We start from the raw sequence: 17,288 nt of genomic DNA, 5'->3' as shown, positions 1-17,288 counted from the left end.
TCATTCCTCGGTGGAGCCCTTGGCCGTGGGCTCTTCGGCCGCGTCCTGCGCGGGCTCCCCGGATTCGGCGCCCTGCTCGCCTGCCGGTTCCTCGGGCCGCGCGGCCGGCGCCGCCTCCGCCCCTTCGGCCTCATCGTCGGGGGCCGCCGTCGCGGCCTCCGCCCCTTCGGCGTCCTCCCCGGGGGCGGCCGACTCGGCCGGCCCCGCGGTGGCCCGCGCCCGGACCTCCTCCATCACTTCACGCGCGCGGGCGAGCAGCTTCTCGGCCGTCTTTTCCCCGATCCCGGGGATCTCCTGCAGGCGCTCCAGCGAAGCCACCTCCAGGTCGGCGACGGTCTCGATGCCCTCCTCCACGAGCTTCTCCTTGATCTTCTCGCTCACCCCCGTGAGATCCTCGATGTCCACCCGCAAGGCGCGCTCGGCGGCGCGACGGGCCTCGAGGTCGGACCGGGAAATCAGCTCGATCTTCCAGCCGGTGAGCTTGGTGGCCAGCCGGGCATTCTGCCCCAGCTTGCCGATGGCCAGCGACAGCTGGTCGTCGGCCACCACCACTTCCATGGTCTTCTCGGCCTCGTCCTTGGGCGTGGCCGAGACCACCTTGGCCGGCGAGAGCGAACGGCTGACATAGATCGAGGCGTCCATGCTCCAGGGCACGGTGTCGATGCGCTCGCCACCCAGCGCGCGCACGATGGACTGCACCCGGGCGCCTTTCCCTCCCACGCACGAGCCCACCGCGTCCACGCGGTCCTCGTGCGAGGTGACGGCGATCTTGGAGCGCGAGCCGGCCTCGCGCGCCACGCCCTTGATCTCCACGATGCCCTCGGAGATCTCGGGCACCTCGGCGCGGAACAGGTGCTTCAGGAACTCGGGATTGGTCCGCGACAGGATCACCTGCGGGCCCTTGGATTCCTTCTCCACCGTCTGGATCACGGCGCGCACGATGTCGGACTGGTGGTAGCGGTCGCGGGGCATCATCTCGCGCGCCGGCAGGAGGGCCTCGGTGCGGTCCAGCTTGACCAGCACGTTGCCGCGGTCCACCTGCTGCACCATGCCGCGCACCAGCTGCCCCACCTTGCCCTCGTACTCGCGGTACACCCGGTCGCGCTCGGCCTCGCGCACGCGCTGGATCAGCACCTGCTTGGCCGCCTGGATGGCGTTGCGCCCGAATTCCTCGTAGGCCTGCGGGAAGTCCAGGGTGTCCCCGACGGCGGCCTCCGGGTTGATGGCCCGGGCCTCCTCGACCGTCATCTGGAAGGAGGCGTCCTCCACCACGTCCACCACGGTGCGGTGGGCGACGACGTGGAAGGTGCCCACCCGGTCGTCGAACTTCACGTCCACCAGGGCGTTCAGGCCGAGCTTCTTCTTGGCGGCGGAGAGGATGCTGTTCTCGAGCGTCTCCACCAGGGTGGCGCGATCCACCCCGCGCTCCCGCGCGAGGCTCTCCAGCGCCTGCACCAACTGCTGGCTCATTCTGATTTACCTTTCCTGTGCTGCTCCCACGGGTCGGTGGCCAGGCGCGCCCGGCGCACGTTGTCCCACTCCACGAGGATGAATCCCCCCTCGTCGAGGACCAGGCGCACGGCGCCGCCTTCCACGCCGTCCAGGCGGCCGCGGAAATGGCGGCGCCCGTCGACGGCCACCTTCAACTCGACCTCGGCCGGTTCGCCCTGGAATCGTTCGACGTGCTGCAACACGGTCAGCGGCCGGTTGATGCCCGGCGAGGAGACCTCGAGGAAGTAGGCGAACGGGACGGCGTCCTGCTGGTCCAGCGCCTCCGACACCTTGCGGCTGACGAACGCGCAGTCCTTGAGGGTGACGCCCCCGGGCTGGTCGATGAGGAGTCTCAACACCCGTCGCCGCCCCATGGGCGCGACTTCCAGATCCACCAGCTCGACGCCGTAAAGCTCTGTGACTTCAGCAATCAGCCCGCGGATCTGATGCAGGATTTCCACTGCCCCTCCGCGGGCCGGGCCCGCCCGGCTTGGGGTCGAAAAAAAAAGTGGAGCACCCCTCCACTTCGTCAACAGAGACATATAACCCAACCGCGCTGGCTTGTAAAGCGGAATCCCCGCGGGCCGGGCGGGACCGGACGCGGCTACGGGCCGCAGGCGGAAGGAGATAGGCGTGAAGGCTCAGGTCCGGTGGCGGGCGGCGGCAGGCCGGGTGGCACGCCCGGCGGGGAATCCCCCCGGGATTGCGCCCCGCTTCTCAGCGGCGGTCGGCGAGGTGCGCGAGCAGGCGGAAGCAGGCCACCATGCCCGCGGGCTCCATGGCCGCCGGAAGGTCCCGCGAGGTGTGCCATTCCGGGTAGCTGAAGTCGATCACGTCCACGGTGGGGATGCCCGCGTCGTTGAGCGGGATGTGGTCGTCCAGGACGCTGGTGCCGATCTCCCCGGAGAACTGGGCCAGCCGCAGGCTGGCGGCCGCGTCCCACACCTCGCGGACGGCGTCGGGGGCGCGCAGCATCGAGTTCGGCTCGCGCGGGAAGGTGGCGCCCCGGCCGCCGACCAGGTCCAGCAGCACCCCCAGCCGGTAGCGCACCCCGGAGCCCGAGCCCGCGCGGGCCTTCACGTCGGCCGCGAAGCGGGTCGAGCCACGGAAGAAGCCCCCGGGTGAGGCCTGCGTGCCCAGGTCCTCGCCGTCCACGAACACCAGGTCCACCGGCTGGGCGGGCGGCACGCGGCCGAAGGAGCGGGCCAGCTCCAGCAGCACCGCCACCCCCGAGCCGCCGTCGTTGGCGCCGGGCAGGGGCCGCGCGCGCTGCGCGAGGTCGGGATCGCGGTCACACCAGGGCCGGCTGTCCCAGTGCGCCACGAACAGCAGCCGCGGCCGCTCCCCCGCCGTCCCGCCGCTCCAGAACGAGGCCACCAGGTTGGTGAGGCGCACCGTGCCGAAGCCGGGCACGGAGTCCACGAAGGACTGCTCGAACACGGCCCGCGCCCCGGCCTCCCGCAGCCGGGAGGCGATCCACGCCCGGCAGGAGTCGTGCGCCGCGCTGCCCGGCACGCGCGGCCCGAAGGCCACCTGGCGTTCCACCAGCGCGAGGAGCCGGGCGCCGTCGGGGGCCTCGCGCGGGGCGCGAACGCAGCCGCCCGGGCCCAGCGCGACCGCCGTGGCCAGCGTCCACGCGGCCACCGGGGCCCCACTCCGCGCCACCCACCGCCGCCGCGCACGCATCAGAACTGCAGGCTCGCCGTGGCCGAGAGACGGATGCTGTGGGACCGCACGTCCTGCTGGCTGTTGTAGTTGTTGCCATAGCCCGCGAGCATCGTGCCGCGCACGTTGTTGGCGAAGGTGTAGGTGGCCGTGGCGCTCAGGTCCAGCCGCTTGGTGGTCTGCACCGGCGGGGGCACCTTGCCCGGCTCCACCGTCACCTCGTGCTTCTGCACGTTGTAGGACCCGTCGAAGTTCACGTCAATGTCGCTCCGCAGCCGGAAGCCCAGTTCGGAGCCGGTCTGGCCCGCCGGCGGCGGCGGAGCCTTGATGGTGTGCTTGAAGGTCACGTGCACGGTGCGCGTCTCGTCCCGCGCGCCGCTGTTGCCGCGCCGGTTCAGGGTGGTGCTGATCGACTTGTCGGTGGACAGCGTGAAGCGGTCGCGGTTCTTCAGGTCGCCGGACACCGAGAACAGCGGCTGGAACGACTGGGTGCGGATCTCCACGTCGGGATCGGGCCGGTCGCTCGAGGTGAGCCGCACCTGCTCCGAGTAATTGGTGGAGGCGGCCAGGTTGCTGGCCAGGGCGCGCAACGGCAGGACCTTCTCCAGGGCGCCCCAGTTCACGCGCACGTCGGGCCAGGTCTTGCTCTGGCTGCCGCCCCGGGCGCCGGTGGAGGTCAGGTCGGACTTGCTGAAGTCGTAGCGGATGTCGGACTGGACCTGTCCCAGCTTGAGCTGGCCCTGCGCGGAACCGTGCGTGGAACGGGTGACCTGCTGCGCGCCCGAACCGGTGATCTGCACCTGCGGGTCGGTGGTCAGGCCCAGGAGGTAGGCCACCGGGGGCGTGCCGCACGCGCGGCTGCTGAGGCTGCTGTTGGTCTTGGTGTAGGAGCTGTTGACGTCGCCCAGCACCGCCAGCAGCCGCTTCATAAGCTTCAGAATGGTGGCGCTGGAATCGGGGCCCGTTCCCCGCGTGCCCAGGATCCGTGGCAGCGGCAGCTGCATGTTCAGCGTCAGGTTGCCCTGGTTGCTGTAGTTGTGCACCGTCAGGTCCGGGGACATGTCCGGCGTCTTGGCGTCCGAGCTGTTGCTGCTCCAGTCCAGGGTCGGCCCGATGCCCTTGATCTTGAGATCCTGCCGGAAGGTCACCGAGTGGGTGCGCTGGGTCTCGCGGCCGACGTTGAACAGGAACCAGCGGTTCCACTGCACCAGGTCGTGCACGCTGGAGACGGAATAGGAAAGCTGTTCGATGGGCCGCAGCCCGGAGCTGAGCACCATCCCGGAGGTGCGCCGGTTCGACGAGCGCCCTTGCCGCCCGGCGCTGGTGTCCCCCAGCGCGCGGTCGTAGTGGACGGTGCTGTCCACCACCAGGTTCTGGGTCATGCTGAAGCCCGTGGGCAGCGGGAACAGCTTGAGCCCCAGCACCGGGATGCGGACCGAGAAGCGCTCCCGGGGGCCCGGCAGCACGTAGGACAGGCTGACGTTGGTGTTGCGCGTGGTATCCGCGGTGAGCGGCGCCGCGGAGCGCTGCGTGCTGATGCTCGCGTTGAGCGACCAGGCGTCCACGAAGTAGCGCAGGTACCACGGCGAGTCCACCGCGATGCGCTTCAGGCTGCCGCTCATGGTGAAGTTGCGCTGCTGCGTGGTCTGGCGCTCCGCGTCGGCCGCCCCGAACTCCACGTCCGATCCGGTCAGGAACTTGGGCACGGAGCTGTTGCGGCTGTAGGTGATGTTCACCGGCAGCTCCAGGCCCAGCGGCTCCATGAACTTGCCCAGGCGCATGGACATGTTGAGGTTCAGGGTGGTGTTGGTGGTGCCCGAGCCCACGCTGCGCCCGATGTTCAGGAAGTCCGCGCTGCTGCGCTGGAAGTTCACGCCCAGCGTGGCCAGGTCGGAGACCTGCGCGTTCAGCGACAGGCGCTGCGCCATCCCCACGTCCTTGCGCACCTCGCCGAGGCTGAGCTCGTCCACCCACACCGAACCGCTGTCCACCGGTCCCGCCTCCCCGGCGGCGTTCACCAGGCCCATCTCGATCCGGCGGATGCTGTTGAACGAGGGCCGCTTCCGCACCTTGAGGCTGTCCTGCCCGTCGGCCACCGCGATCACCGTGTCCCGGTTGACGGGCACCTGCAGCTTCAGCGATGACAGGGCGGTGAAGGCCACCGTCTTGAGCTCCCAGCCGTCCAGCGGCACGGGCGTGGAGTACTCGTAGTAGCTGGTGGTGTCCTCGTTGCCCAGCCGGATGTAGAAGCGCAGGCCGGAGCCGGAGACCTTGTAGCCGTACAGGAAGAACTGGAGGTTCCGGTACAGGGTGTAGTCGGAGTTGCTGCGCTGGAACAGCCGAAAGGCCGACACGCGCGCGGCGGGCCCGAGGTCGGAGAAGTCCAGCGACAGCGACTGCTCCCGGTTGGTGAGGCTGCCCGAGGCGGCCTGCTGCACCCCCGGGTCCACGCCCGGGGGCACGGTGTAGAACGGGTTGTCCTTGTTGTTCACCACGTTCACGCGGAAGCGCGGGACCAGCTTGCCGGCGGCGAGGGTCGGGCCCAGCTGCCAGCGGTTGCCCACCACGTCCAGGCCGCCGATGGACAGCCGGCTGCCGCTCTCCACGCCCGACACCCAGATGCGCACGTGCTTGATGGAGTGCCAGTCCGCGCCGCCCACGTCGAAGTCCCGCCCGTTGACGAACGCGCGGATGGGGATGCGCAGGAACTTCCACCCCAGCGCCCCGTCCTGGATCTTGTAGGCGAGCGTGTCCAGCCCGCCGAGCGGCACCGAGAACTCGAAGTAGCCGGTCTGGGTATCCAGCTGATTGTTGCCGTCCAGGTCCTCGGTGTCGAAGCGCCGGTTGCCCTCGGGGCCGTTCAGGCCCCTGTACTTCTCCCAGTAGCCCGCATCCAGGTCCTCGTCCTTCAGGGTGGAATTGGAGGGGATGTCCCTGAAATCATCCCCGTTGAGGTCCGGCAGCGGGTACTGGTTCACCCCGCCCACCCCCTGCACCCCGGACTCGCGCGCGTTGGGCAGGGTGTCCAGCCCGTTGTCGTTGTTGGTGGCGCTCCAGAATGCGCCGCCCTGCTCGCTCTCGGTGTCCCGCCTGGCGTTGGGCGGCACGTTGGGGCTCCACGCGGCGTCCTCGCTGACCTGCCCGAAATCTATGTGCAGGCGGGCCGCGGAGGGCCACACCTGCGGCGACCAGTCCCCGCTACGCTGCTGCTCCGGGTGCTCGTTGATCCAGAGCTCCACGTCGGTGGCGGTGGAGAGATCGAGGATGGTCCGCGAGAGCCCCTGCTGGATGCCCGCCCACAGCTGGCCGGAGCCCCGGTCGCTCACGGTGTCGCGGTCCACCTTCAGTTCCAGCACCCGCCGGGTCTGGTTGTACTCGGTGCCGGTCAGGTTGGTCTTGAGGTCCCCCTCGCGCACCCGGGTGTAGGGGTTGTAGTAGTTCGCCCGCCCCTGCATGAACGTGGACTCCAGGTGGTGCTCCACGTTTCCGGCGAAGGCCGGGGGAAGGCTCGAGGGCTTCCACGCGCCGTAGCCCACGTCCACGGAAGTCACGTCCTTGGTGCCCTCCATGTCGTCCACGTAACCCAGGTCCTTGGTGTTGGGATTGGGCAGGCTCATGGCCACCTCGCCCTGGGCGTCCACGTTGGATTCGGCGGTGGCCCGCACCCCGGGCAGGGCGTCGGCGAAGCGGGTCAGGAAGCGCGGCTTCCAGCGGCCCTGGCCGTTGATGTCGCCCACCAGCGTCCGCGAAGGCTCCTCCCCCAGCTTGGGGCGCAGCTCCGGGGTGCCGCTGTTCTCGAACAGCCACGTGGTGGCGAAGCTGCGCGGCGAGTCCTTGCCGTACGCGGCCGAGAAGCCCACCAGGGCCTTCTGCCCCTGGGAGAACAGCGGCGCGTAGGCGTAATCCACCGAGATCTCCGGCTGGCCCAGCAGCAGGTCCTGTCGCAGGATGCGGATCTCGCCGATCTCGGGGGTGATCTCGTAGTCCGCGCCGCGCTCCAGCCGCTTCCCGTTGATGATGATCACCTCCGAGCCGGCGATGATGTCGGTGCGGTCGAGCCGGATGATGTCGGCCGCCTGCCCCTCCCGGTAGGTGGCCTCCAGGTAGTACTTGTTCGCCAGCAGCGACGAGTTGTAGCTGCGCTGGGTGTAGATGGCGGTGTCGGCGGTCTCCGTGGTGAAGGCGTCGGGACGCGTCACACCCGGCGGATCCTGGGCCGCCAGCCCCCCCGGCAGCCCCGCGTCCGGCTGGTAGAAGAAGGGCCGCGGGTCGGGAAAGAAGATCAGGCCGCGGTCGTAGTCCACGAAGCTGCGGCCGCGGATCACGTCGGCGTCAATGCGCCCGTCGCCGTGCCCGTCGGCGCTCGGCACGTGATCCGAGCCCGAGAGTTTCTCGTTGTCCAGCCCGGTGATCTCGATGTACTTGCCCTTGGGCCCGTAGTCCTGGGGCGGGTTGGACGCGGTGCTGAAGATGGCGAGGCGAAACGTCTCCTGGTCGATCTTGATTCCCGAGAGCCGGTAGATGTTGCGCAGCTCGTAGAAGACGGTGCGGTACCAGGGACCCTCCGGATCGTAGTTGCCGTTGGAGTCGGTGGTCACCAGTTCCTTGAACGGCCGGAGCATCTTCAGCACCAGCGGGCTGCCTTCCGCATCGGTGCCCACCGAGCCCGTCGCGGTGCGGTAGGTGACCGCCAGCACCGAGGACTCGTCCAGCGGCGCGTTCAGCTCGATGACCGGCATGCCCCTGCCGCGCCACTGGGTCTGCACCTTGTAGAAGTCGTTGAGCTGCTTGTACACGAAGCTGCCCTCGAACACCGGGCCGGTGGCGGGGTCGGAGGGATCCAGGTAGGCCTTGCCGGCCCGCCCCTCGAAGACGCCCCCGATGCGCGGATCCACGTACAGCGCGATGGAGCCCACGTCGATCCCGGTGTCCGGCAGGTCCGTGATGTAGAAGAACTGCCGCTGCGAGTACTGGTAGTCCTCGATGCGCTCGGTGCGCTGTTGCGCCGAGCGTTTGAAGGTGTCGCGCTTGCTCTGGCCCTCCTGCTTGGAGGCGATCATGGTCAGGTCCAGCGGCCCGAACTTCGAGAGCGTCTTGAGCCCGAACAGGCCCTGGTGCTGGCCGCTGTAGCTCACGAACTGGGTGCCGGGCAGGGAGAGCTGGGTGTTGCCCAGTTCCATGCTGCGCACCACCTCGTCCTCGTCGCCGGTGTAGGTGATGCGGATGCGGTTGCTGAGCGGGGTGGTGGCGGCGTTGCTGGTCTGGTCCACATCCACCTTCACCTTCCCGCCGATGCTCCCCTGCACCTTCACTTGCAGGTCCTGCTTCATCTCCAGCTGCGGGAACTTGCTCTGGCGGCCCAGCGCCAGCGGGCGGTTGTCCCAGTTGGAGGTCCCGCCCAGGGTGAGCGTCTCGCTGCCGGTCAGCGCCAGGTTGGGGCGCACGTTGCCAAAGATGCTCTGGGCGAAGCCGGGCAGGTTGACCGGCAGCTCCAGCTTGAAGCGGCCGGGGCGCAGGCCGGTGGCGTCCGCGGGCACCACCCCCAGGGCCCTGTACGACTCGCGCATGAACACCAGGTCGTAGTTGCGGAGCGTCAGGTAGCGGGAGTACTCGCGAACCGGCAGCCGGCGGGCCGGACCCAGTTCGTAGTTGTCCACTCTGCTGCGCAGTTCTACCATGCCGCTGTCCGCGTCGAAGCGAATCTCGTCCTTGCGCGGATCGCCGGTGTAGAGGATCCGCTCTTGCAGGCGCCGGGCCGGGTCGCCGCCGGGCTGCGCCTGGGTGGTGTCGCCGCTGGACGGAAGACCCATCGATTGGGTCCCGGGGGTGTAGGTCCCGGTGGGCTGGTCCTGGGGCGGGGCCGCGCAGGCGGCCGGGACGCCGGCCGTGACGGCGGCGGAGGCCAGCAGGAAGCTGAGGAGGACGGACTGGAATCTGATCACGGTACCCGACGGGTGATGGCGCCCCGGACGCGACCCGCGTGGGCGCGCACGGCCGCCGGTTCCAGGTGGGCCCGGCTGGTGCCGGCGGCCGCCGGGCGGCAGGCTGCACTGAGGCCCGACCCTCTGGATACACCGGCCGCGCCGGGCAGGTTCCACCCGGGCGCAAGTCCTTCACCATGAACCGGTTCGCGCGTTACGTACTGGGACTTCACGTGGTCCCGCTCCTGGTGGGCTTCGGCGTGATCACGCTGATCTTCGCCCTCGACTTCCTGTTCGAGTACGTGGACCTCATCGTGAGCAAGGGCGTGCCCCCCATCGTGGTGGGCGAGCTCTTCCTGCTGGGGCAGGGCTGGATGATCGCTCTGTCCGTGCCCTGTTCGGTCCTGGTGGCCGTGCTGATGACCTTCGGGCGGCTGTCGCAGGACCACGAAATCTCCGCCATGCGCACCAGCGGCGTGGCGCTCCTGGGTGTCCTGCTCCCGCTGGTGGGGGCGGCGGGCTTGCTTGCGGTGGGCCTCACGCTGTTCAACAACCACGTGTTGCCCGAGACCAACCACCAGTTCGCGAATCTCATGTACGACATCGGCCAGAAGCGCCCCGCATTCAAGCTCGAGGAGGGGGTGTTTCTGGACGACTTCGAAGGGTATCGCCTCCTCGTGGGACGCGTCAACGCCAGGACCTCGCGCCTGGGGGACATCACCATCTACCAGCTCCACGCCGACCGCCTGCCCACCACCATCACCGCGCGCTCGGGGCAGCTGGAGTACGACCCCCGCGAGGACGCCGTCACCTTTCACCTGCAGGACGGGGAGATCCACGAGGTCCCCAAGGAGGCGGCGCTCAAGGACAAGTACCGCCGGCTGGTGTTCCGCCGCCACACGCTGCGCATCCTCGGCGTGGGCCAGGCGCTGCGGCACACCGACCGCTCCGCACGCAGCGACCGCGAGATGAGCACCCGCGACATGCGCAACGCACTCAAGGGCCTGGACGCCGAGCGCGTGGAAATCCAGCGCCGGGCCATGCCCCTGCTGAGCCAGTACGGGTACCACTCGCTGGACGACGCCGACTGGGTGTTCCAGGAGGGCGGCCCGCGGCCCCGGGAGCCGCGCTTCTCCGCGCTGCTGGCGCTGGTGGCGCAGCTCTTCCAGCGCCCCCACCCCGTTCCGAAGCCCATGCCCCCCGGTGACCAGGCCAGCCTGCAGTCGTACCTGCTGCAGGTGCGCGCGCTGGACGACCAGCGCTGGAGCTACGGGGTGGAGATCCAGAAGAAGTTCGCCATCCCGGCGGCGTGCGTGGTGTTCGTGCTCATCGGCGCGCCGCTGGGGCTGCGGGTGAGGCGCGCCGGTCCGGCGGTGGCCTTCGCCAGCCTGCTGTTCTTCCTGTTCTATTACGTGACGCTGGTGGTGGGCGAGGAACTGGCCAAGCACGGGCACCTGAGCCCGTTCCTGTCCATGTGGCTGCCCAACCTGGTGATCGGGGGCGTCGGGCTGTACCTGACGCTGCGCGAGGCCGAGGTGCTCCCGCGGTGAACCGGCCCGGCATCCTCGACCGCTACGTGCTGCGGGAGTTCCTGCTGTACTTCGCGCTCACGTTCCTGTTCTTCGTGGGCATCTTCGCCGTGGTGGACGTGTTCGAGAAGATCGACCGCTTCCTGGACGCCCACGCCGGCGCCGCGCAGCTGGCCGTGTACTTCGCTCTGCACGTGCCCTCGGTGGCGGTGCTGGTGATGCCGATGGCGCTGCTGCTGGCCGCCATGCTGACACTCTCCCAGATGGGCAAGTTCAACGAGCTGACCGCCATGAACGTGGCCGGCCGCTCGTACCTGCGCCTGGCGCGCCCGCTGCTCGGCGTGGCCCTTCTGGCCAGCGCGGTCTCCTTCGTGCTCGAAGAGTACGCGGTGCCGCGCTCCAACCGCGCGCGCCAGCAGTACCTCGAGCGCACCGTGATGCACATCGTGCCCAGCCCGCCCTCGCAGCGCGACAACCTGCTGTACATGGGCACCGAGGGCCGGGTGTTTTCCATGCGCTCCTACCTGGTGCAGGAGCAGCGCATGCTGGAGCCCACCATCCAGAGCTTCGGCGGCGGCCGGGTGCGGGTGCGCATCGACGCGCGCGAGGGCACCTGGGACGGCGCACACTGGGTGCTGCGCGACGGGGTCCAGCGCGTGTTCGGCGAGGACCGCGAGACCGCGGTGCGATTCGGCACGCTCACCCTGGCCCGGCTGCGCGAGCGGCCCGCGGACTTCGCCGCCGAGGAGCGCAACCCCTCCCAGATGACCATCACCGAGCTGCGCAGGTACATCGGCCGGCTCGTGGAGAGCGGCCGGGCCGCCGAGCGCTACGAGGTGGACTTCCAGCTGAAGCTGAGCTACCCGCTGATCAACCTGGTGGCCCTGCTGATCGCGGTGGCGATCGCGGCGCAGCTGCGCAGGAACAGCCCGGCGCTGGCGTTCGGGCTCTCGGCGGTGGCGAGCTTCGCGTTCTACGGGGTGGTGGCCACCGGGCGGGCCCTGGGTCAGTCCGGGGTGCTCCCGCCGTGGTTCGCGGGCTGGGCGGGCCACGCCCTGTTCCTGGCGGTGGCGGGCGCGATGTTGTGGAAGTCACCCCGGTAGCGGGCCGCAGGGCGGCCGTGGATTCGCCGCAGGCCCGCCGGTTCGCCCCGGGCCCGCCACCGGTTCGCCGCGGGCCCACCCCGGGTCCCCCGCGGGCCGACGGCTAGTCCGCCAGCGCCCGGCCCCGCGTCTCCACCACCCACGGCAGCAGCAGCAGCCCCGCGAGCGGCGCGAAGCCCACCCAGAACAGGGCCTGCAGCGCGGCGGTCAGCGAGTTGGCCCCCTGCGAGGCGATGGTGCCCACTAGGAACGGCCCCGCGGCGGCGATCACCCGGCCCACGTTGTAGCAGAATCCCGCCCCGGTGCCGCGCAGGCGCGTGGGAAACAGCTCCGGCAGGTAATAGGTGAAGCTGCCGAAGACGCCGAACACCGTGAGCCCGATGGGGAAGTACATCACCAGGCGGGTCTCCGGCGCGAGATCCAGCCCGAATGCCGCCAGGATGGAGATGCCGGCGCCCAGGAAGTACAGCCCGAACATGGGTCGGCGGCCGAGGCACTTGGAGGCGGGCACGGTGAGCAGCGTGCCCAGCAGCCCCCCGAGATTGAACCAGTTGGTGGCCGCCTGCTTCCAGCCCTCCGCCAGCGCCAGCGCCCCCGCCCGGTCCAGGGCGCGCAGCTTCGCCGCGGCCTGCGCCAGCCCGGTGGCCACCACCGGGATGAACGCGTTGCAGCTCCACCACATGATCAGCGCGATCACCGCCATCAGGAACCCGCTCAGGGTGAAGCGCCGCATGCCGGGATGAAACAGCTCGGCCACCCGGGCGTGGGACGCCGCCGGGGCGGACTGCTTCCAGCGCTCCGGTTCCCGCACGAACATCCGCACCAGGAAGGCCGCAAAGGCGGGCAGCAGCCCGAACAGGAACACGTATCGCCACGACACCTCGGGAGAGGCCTTGAACAGCACCCCCGCGACCTGGAAGTTCACGAAGGTGGCCAGGAACAGGCCCATCGGGGCGGAGGTGTAGAGCAGCGCGCCGGCCTCCACCCGGCGCTTCTCCGGGACCACTTCGGCCACCATGGCCGCCCCCGCCGCCCACTCCCCGCCGATGCCCAGGCTGGCCACCAGCCGGCACAGGGCCAGGACCCACAGGTTGGGGGCAAAGGCACACAGGGCGGTGCCCAGCGCGTACAGCAGCATGGTGAGCATGAGCGTGCGGGTGCGGCCGATCCGGTCGGCCACCTGCCCGAACAGGATCCCGCCGGCGGCCCAGCCCAGCAGCAGCAGCGAGGTCAGCACCCCGGCCCAGCGCAGCGTGGCCGCCTTGGCCTCCGGGGAGCCCAGGGCCAGCCCCAGCAGCGTGGGCACGCAGTTGGGGGCTACGTAGTTGAACAGCAGCCCGTCGAAGACATCGAAACCCCACCCCAGCCACGCCGCGAACAGGACCGTCCACTGGTAGCCGGTGAGGTCCAGGAAGGTGCGGCCTGAAGCGGGGGTGGCTTTCGTCACGGGTGCAACCTCCGGGGCCGGAACGACGTAAAGGCAATGTGCAGGAGATTAGGACTGCGGGGCCGCGCGTTCAATCCCCAACCCGGTGTCGCGGGCCCCGACGCGCCCCCGAGGAGAGGAGGATCCCGATGCACTCGTTCCGAGCCTGGCGCTTTCCGGCTGCGGGTCTGGCCGCGGCGTGCGCCGTCGCCGTGACCCTGGCCCCCGCGGTGGCGAGCGACCTCGACGCCGCCCGCGGGACCTTTGACCGCACCCTGAGCGTGGCCTCCGGGGTTCCCCTGGAGGTGCACACCGGCTCCGGCGACATCCGCGTGCACCCGGGTCCCGCCGGCCGCGTGCACATCGTGGGCAAGGTGCGGGTGCAGAAGCACTGGTGGCGCGCGAAGGGCACCGCCGAAAGGCGCCTGCGCGAGATCCTGTCCCGCCCGCCCATCGAGCAGACCTCCACGGGGGTCGTGGTGGGCCGCGACAACGACCACGACCTGTTCCAGAACGTGTCCATTGATTATGTCATCGAGGCCCCGCCAGGCACCCGGCTCAAGGGCCGCACCGGCTCGGGCGACATCCTGACGCGCGGGCTCGCCGCCTCCGTGGACGTGTCCACCGGCTCGGGCGACATCGCGGTGCGCGACGCCTCCGGGGACGCCCGGGCCGAGACCGGCTCCGGCGACATCGTGCTCTACGGGGTCAGCGGAACCCTCAACGCCGGCACCGGCAGCGGGGACATCACGGCGCAGGGCGCGCCAAAGGCGGACTGGAAGCTGGGGACCGGTTCCGGCGACGTGGTGCTGCACGTCCCGCGCGACGCCGCCTTCAGCCTGGACGTGCGCACCGGATCGGGCGATGTGCAGTGCACCCATCCCGTCACCGTGACCGGCCGGCTGGGGTCGCACCTGGCACGGGGGGCGGTGAACGGCGGCGGCCCGACGGTGCGGGTGGAGACCGGCTCGGGGGACGTGACCGTGGACTAGCGGCGTCCGGGCGGCGGCCCGGCGCGCGGGGCTCACCAACCCGGCGCGACGGCCCCCGCTCCCGGCGCACTCAGTGGGTGGCGGAGCGGATGGCCCGGTAGCAGCCCAGCACTTTCAGGTTCACGGCGGAGGCCCGCAGCGACCGCATGGCCGCGTGGGCCTCCGGTTCGCTTTCGTCGCCCTCGAAGTCCACGTAGAACAGGTACTCGAAGGGCTGCCGGCGGGTGGGGCGGGACTCGATCTTGGTGAGGTTGATGCCGCGGTCGGCGAACGCGGCCAGCACGCCGCCCAGCGTGCCGGGGCGGTGCTGCAGCCCGAACACCAGCGAGGTCTTGCGGGGGCCCTCGCCGTGCGCCCAGCGGGGCTCGGGCCGCCCCTCGCGCGCCAGGTACAGGAAGCGCGTGATGTTGATCTCGTCCGGCGGCACCGGCCGGGCCAGCTCGACCAGGCCGTGCAGCTCGCCGGCGCGGGCGCTGCCCACCGCCAGGCGGTCCCGGTCCCCCAGGGCGGCGACCTCGGCGGCCGCGCCGGCAGTGTCGTACGCGGCCACCGGCATAAGGTGGGGATGCCTGCGGAAGAAGCTCGAGCACTGCGCCAGCGCCTGGGGATGCGAGTGCACCGTGCGCGCCCCGGCCAGCGTGGCGCCCGGCAGCCCCAGCACACGGTGCTCGATGGGCAGGTAGCCCTCCGCCACGATGCGCACGGGCTCGCGCGCCAACAGGTCGTAGTTCTCGTGCAGGCTGCCGCCCAACGAGTTCTCGATGGGCAGCACGGCGAAGGCGCACTCGTCCCCGGTGAGCGTGGCGAAGGCCGCCGCGAAGTCGGGGCACGGCCACGGCTCGCCCCCGCTGCGCAGCGCGGCCACCTCGCTCCACGCCCCCGGCTCGCCCTGGTAGGCGATCCGGAAGCCCTTGTCCGCGGTGCCCGGCTTCTTCATCGTGCCTCTCCCGCCGGCCCCGGAACGAGCCGGTCATCGCACCATTCGGGCAGCGTCTCCAGGGTATCCTCACGGGAGCAGACCACCAGGTCCTCCGCGAAGCCCAAGGATTCAAGGTACGCCCCGTGCGGGCAGGCCCGCAACGCCGCGTACAGGTCGGGCCGGCAGTCTTCGTAGGCCCGGCGCGCCTCCCGGGAAATGGTGTCGGACTCCAGCTTCACGCCGGCCCGCTCGAGCCGCTCCAGCACCGCTCCCGCCCCCAGCAGGTCCTCGGGGCTCGCCTGGCCCTCCTGCCCCGAACACAGCAGCGTCAGCGGCCCCGGCCCGGCCAGCACCCAGCGGGCCGCGGAGGAGGCGTTCACCAGGGCCGCCGTGGCCGCCCGCGTCACCCCCCGCAGCGCCTTGAGCGCCCGGGAGCCGTTGGTGCTGGCGAAGACCAGGGGGCGCCCGCCGACGCGCGCGGCGGTGTACTCCAGCGGTGAATTGCCCAGGTCGAAGCCCGGGATCCGGCGCCCGCCGCGCTCGCCGCACAGCAGCACGCCGTCGTGGGCCAGGCCGTCGGCCAGGCGGAGCGCCGCCGGCACGTCGGCCGCGGGCAGCGCCAGCCGCGCCCCGTGCGCGAACGCGAAGGCCAGCGTGGTGGTGGCCCGCAGGACGTCGAGCACCAGCACGGCGCGCCCGCCCAGGTCGGCGGCTTCGCCGGCCTCGGCGGTGGGCAGCGTCTGGACTTCCAGGTTCACGGGGACGGCGCGGCCGAGGCCTCGAGGAAGCGGGCCAGGTAGCCGGTGTCCACCTCGCCCTTCTGGAACTCGGGGTCGCCGAGGATGCGGATCAGCAGCGGAATCGTGGTCTGCACGCCGTCCACGATGCACTCGCGCAGCGCCATCTGCATCCTGCGCAGCGCCTCGGCGCGGTCCAGGCCGCGGGCGATGATCTTCCCGATCAGGGAGTCGTAGTTGGCCGGCACGCTGTAGCCCGAATACACGTGGCTGTCCACGCGGATGCCCGGCCCGCCGGGCATGTGCAGGTAGGTGATCTTCCCGGGCGAGGGACGGAAGCCCTGTGCGGGATCCTCGGCGCACACGCGACATTCGATGGCGTGCCCGTTCATCGGGATGTCCGGCGTGCCGTAGCCCAGAGGCTCGCCGGCGGCCAGCCGGATCTGCTCCTTGAGCAGGTCCAGCCCGGTCACCTCCTCGGTGACGGGGTGCTCCACCTGGATCCGCGTGTTCATCTCCATGAAGTAGAAGTGGCCCCTGGGATCGAGCAGGAATTCAATGGTGCCGGCGCCCTCGTAGCGGATGCGCTTCGCCCCCGCCACCGCGGCCTCGCCCATGGCGCGGCGGGTCTCGGGGGTGATGGCCGGCGAGGGGGACTCCTCGATCATCTTCTGGTTGCGCCGCTGCACCGAGCAGTCGCGTTCGTTGAGGTGGATCACGTTGCCGAAACGGTCCCCCAGCAGCTGGATCTCCACGTGGCGCGGGCGCTCCACGAAGTGCTCGATGTAGACCGAGCCGTCGCCGAAGGCGGCCTCGGCCTCGGCCTGGGCCATCATCAGGTGGTTCTTGAGCGCGCTCTTCTCGGTGACCATGCGCATGCCCTTGCCGCCGCCGCCGGAGACCGCCTTGATCATCACCGGATAGCCGATCTCGTCGGCCACCTTCAGGGCTTCCTCCAGCCCGGATACGGGTCCGGGGCTGCCGGGCACGATGGGCACGCCGGCGTCCTTCATCATCTTGCGCGCCAGCGCCTTGTCCCCCATGGAGCGGATCATCTCGGCGGTGGGGCCGATGAACTGCAGCCCGCAGCTGGCCACCACTTCGGAGAAGTGGGCGTTCTCGGCCAGGAACCCGTAGCCGGGATGGATGGCGTCCGCGCCGCTCACCTCGGCCGCGGCGATGATCCGCGGGATGTTGAGATAGCTCTGGGCGGCGGCGGCCGGGCCGATGCACACCGCCTGGTCCGCCAGGCGCACGTGCAGCGACTCCCGGTCGGCCTCGGAGAACACGGCCACGGTGTCGATGCCGAGTTCGTGGCAGGCCCGGAGGATGCGCAGGGCGATCTCACCCCGGTTGGCGATCAGGACGCGCTTGAACATGCGAGGCAGCATAGCATGGCGGCGGCCGGCGGCAAAAGGCGCGCGTGAACCCCTGATCCGCGCACTCGATGCGGAAGGGGCGCATGCGCGTGCGCCCCTTCAAAGTCCTGCGTGCCCGCGTCCGGC

At 70.6% G+C, this 17,288-nt stretch carries 11 protein-coding genes; 3 read left to right on the top strand and 8 right to left on the bottom strand.

The window, feature by feature from the left end:
• From nusA to HZB25_11100, 4 genes are all read right to left on the bottom strand, one after another.
• On the bottom strand, positions 1–1,470 hold the full coding sequence (nusA, locus tag HZB25_11115; GenBank protein MBI5837787.1) for a transcription termination/antitermination protein NusA: 1,470 nt from the start codon (positions 1,468–1,470) through the stop codon (positions 1–3).
• A complete protein-coding gene (locus tag HZB25_11110; protein ID MBI5837786.1) occupies positions 1,467–1,952 on the bottom strand; it encodes a ribosome maturation factor RimP in 486 nt (161 codons plus the stop codon). The genes nusA and HZB25_11110 overlap by 4 nt, the downstream gene beginning before the upstream one ends.
• Positions 1,953–2,208: 256 nt before the next feature.
• Positions 2,209–3,135, bottom strand: coding sequence for a M28 family peptidase (locus tag HZB25_11105; protein ID MBI5837785.1), 927 nt, complete (start codon positions 3,133–3,135; stop codon positions 2,209–2,211).
• A 41-nt stretch (positions 3,136–3,176) separates the two neighbouring features.
• Positions 3,177–9,098, bottom strand: a complete 5,922-nt coding sequence (locus HZB25_11100; GenBank protein ID MBI5837784.1) for a hypothetical protein — start codon at positions 9,096–9,098, stop codon at positions 3,177–3,179.
• A gap of 176 nt (positions 9,099–9,274) precedes the next feature.
• Between HZB25_11100 and HZB25_11095 the strand changes: the two genes are divergently transcribed.
• Both HZB25_11095 and HZB25_11090 read left to right on the top strand, forming a co-directional pair.
• Positions 9,275–10,627, top strand: coding sequence for an LptF/LptG family permease (locus HZB25_11095; protein ID MBI5837783.1), 1,353 nt, complete (start codon positions 9,275–9,277; stop codon positions 10,625–10,627).
• Complete coding sequence (locus HZB25_11090; GenBank protein MBI5837782.1) at positions 10,624–11,709, top strand: LptF/LptG family permease; 1,086 nt, start codon at positions 10,624–10,626, stop codon at positions 11,707–11,709. Before HZB25_11095 ends, HZB25_11090 begins: the two co-directional genes overlap by 4 nt.
• A gap of 103 nt (positions 11,710–11,812) precedes the next feature.
• On the opposite strand, the gene HZB25_11085 is transcribed toward HZB25_11090, so the two are convergent.
• Positions 11,813–13,120: an MFS transporter gene (locus HZB25_11085; GenBank protein MBI5837781.1), complete on the bottom strand. Its 1,308-nt coding sequence runs from the start codon at positions 13,118–13,120 to the stop codon at positions 11,813–11,815.
• 164 nt (positions 13,121–13,284) lie between these two features.
• Between HZB25_11085 and HZB25_11080 the strand changes: the two genes are divergently transcribed.
• Complete coding sequence (locus tag HZB25_11080; protein ID MBI5837780.1) at positions 13,285–14,127, top strand: DUF4097 family beta strand repeat protein; 843 nt, start codon at positions 13,285–13,287, stop codon at positions 14,125–14,127.
• A gap of 70 nt (positions 14,128–14,197) precedes the next feature.
• Here HZB25_11080 and HZB25_11075 read toward each other — a convergent pair whose 3' ends face one another.
• The 3 genes from HZB25_11075 to accC are packed head-to-tail and all read right to left on the bottom strand — an operon-like array spanning position 14,198 to position 17,162.
• On the bottom strand, positions 14,198–15,064 hold the full coding sequence (locus tag HZB25_11075) for an ACT domain-containing protein (protein ID MBI5837779.1): 867 nt from the start codon (positions 15,062–15,064) through the stop codon (positions 14,198–14,200).
• On the bottom strand, positions 15,061–15,804 hold the full coding sequence (locus HZB25_11070; GenBank protein ID MBI5837778.1) for a 2-phosphosulfolactate phosphatase: 744 nt from the start codon (positions 15,802–15,804) through the stop codon (positions 15,061–15,063). The genes HZB25_11075 and HZB25_11070 overlap by 4 nt, the downstream gene beginning before the upstream one ends.
• Complete coding sequence (gene accC, locus HZB25_11065) at positions 15,801–17,162, bottom strand: acetyl-CoA carboxylase biotin carboxylase subunit (GenBank protein ID MBI5837777.1); 1,362 nt, start codon at positions 17,160–17,162, stop codon at positions 15,801–15,803. Before accC ends, HZB25_11070 begins: the two co-directional genes overlap by 4 nt.
• Positions 17,163–17,288 lie beyond the last annotated feature (126 nt).

The sequence above is a fragment of the Candidatus Eisenbacteria bacterium genome (assembly GCA_016235265.1).
Taxonomy (GTDB): domain Bacteria; phylum Eisenbacteria; class RBG-16-71-46; order RBG-16-71-46; family JACRLI01; genus JACRLI01.
Note: the sequence above shows the minus strand (reverse complement) of the source record. Positions and strands in the feature narration are given on the sequence as shown.

Excerpts from the sequence above, each read along its gene's own strand:
- nusA (MBI5837787.1), bottom strand. The coding sequence starts at position 1,470 with ATGAGCCAGCAGTTGGTGCAGGCGCTGGAGAGCCTCGCGCGGGAGCGC.
- HZB25_11095 (MBI5837783.1), top strand. The coding sequence starts at position 9,275 with ATGAACCGGTTCGCGCGTTACGTACTGGGACTTCACGTGGTCCCGCTC.
- HZB25_11080 (MBI5837780.1), top strand. The coding sequence starts at position 13,285 with ATGCACTCGTTCCGAGCCTGGCGCTTTCCGGCTGCGGGTCTGGCCGCG.
- HZB25_11075 (MBI5837779.1), bottom strand. The coding sequence starts at position 15,064 with ATGAAGAAGCCGGGCACCGCGGACAAGGGCTTCCGGATCGCCTACCAG.
- accC (MBI5837777.1), bottom strand. The coding sequence starts at position 17,162 with ATGTTCAAGCGCGTCCTGATCGCCAACCGGGGTGAGATCGCCCTGCGC.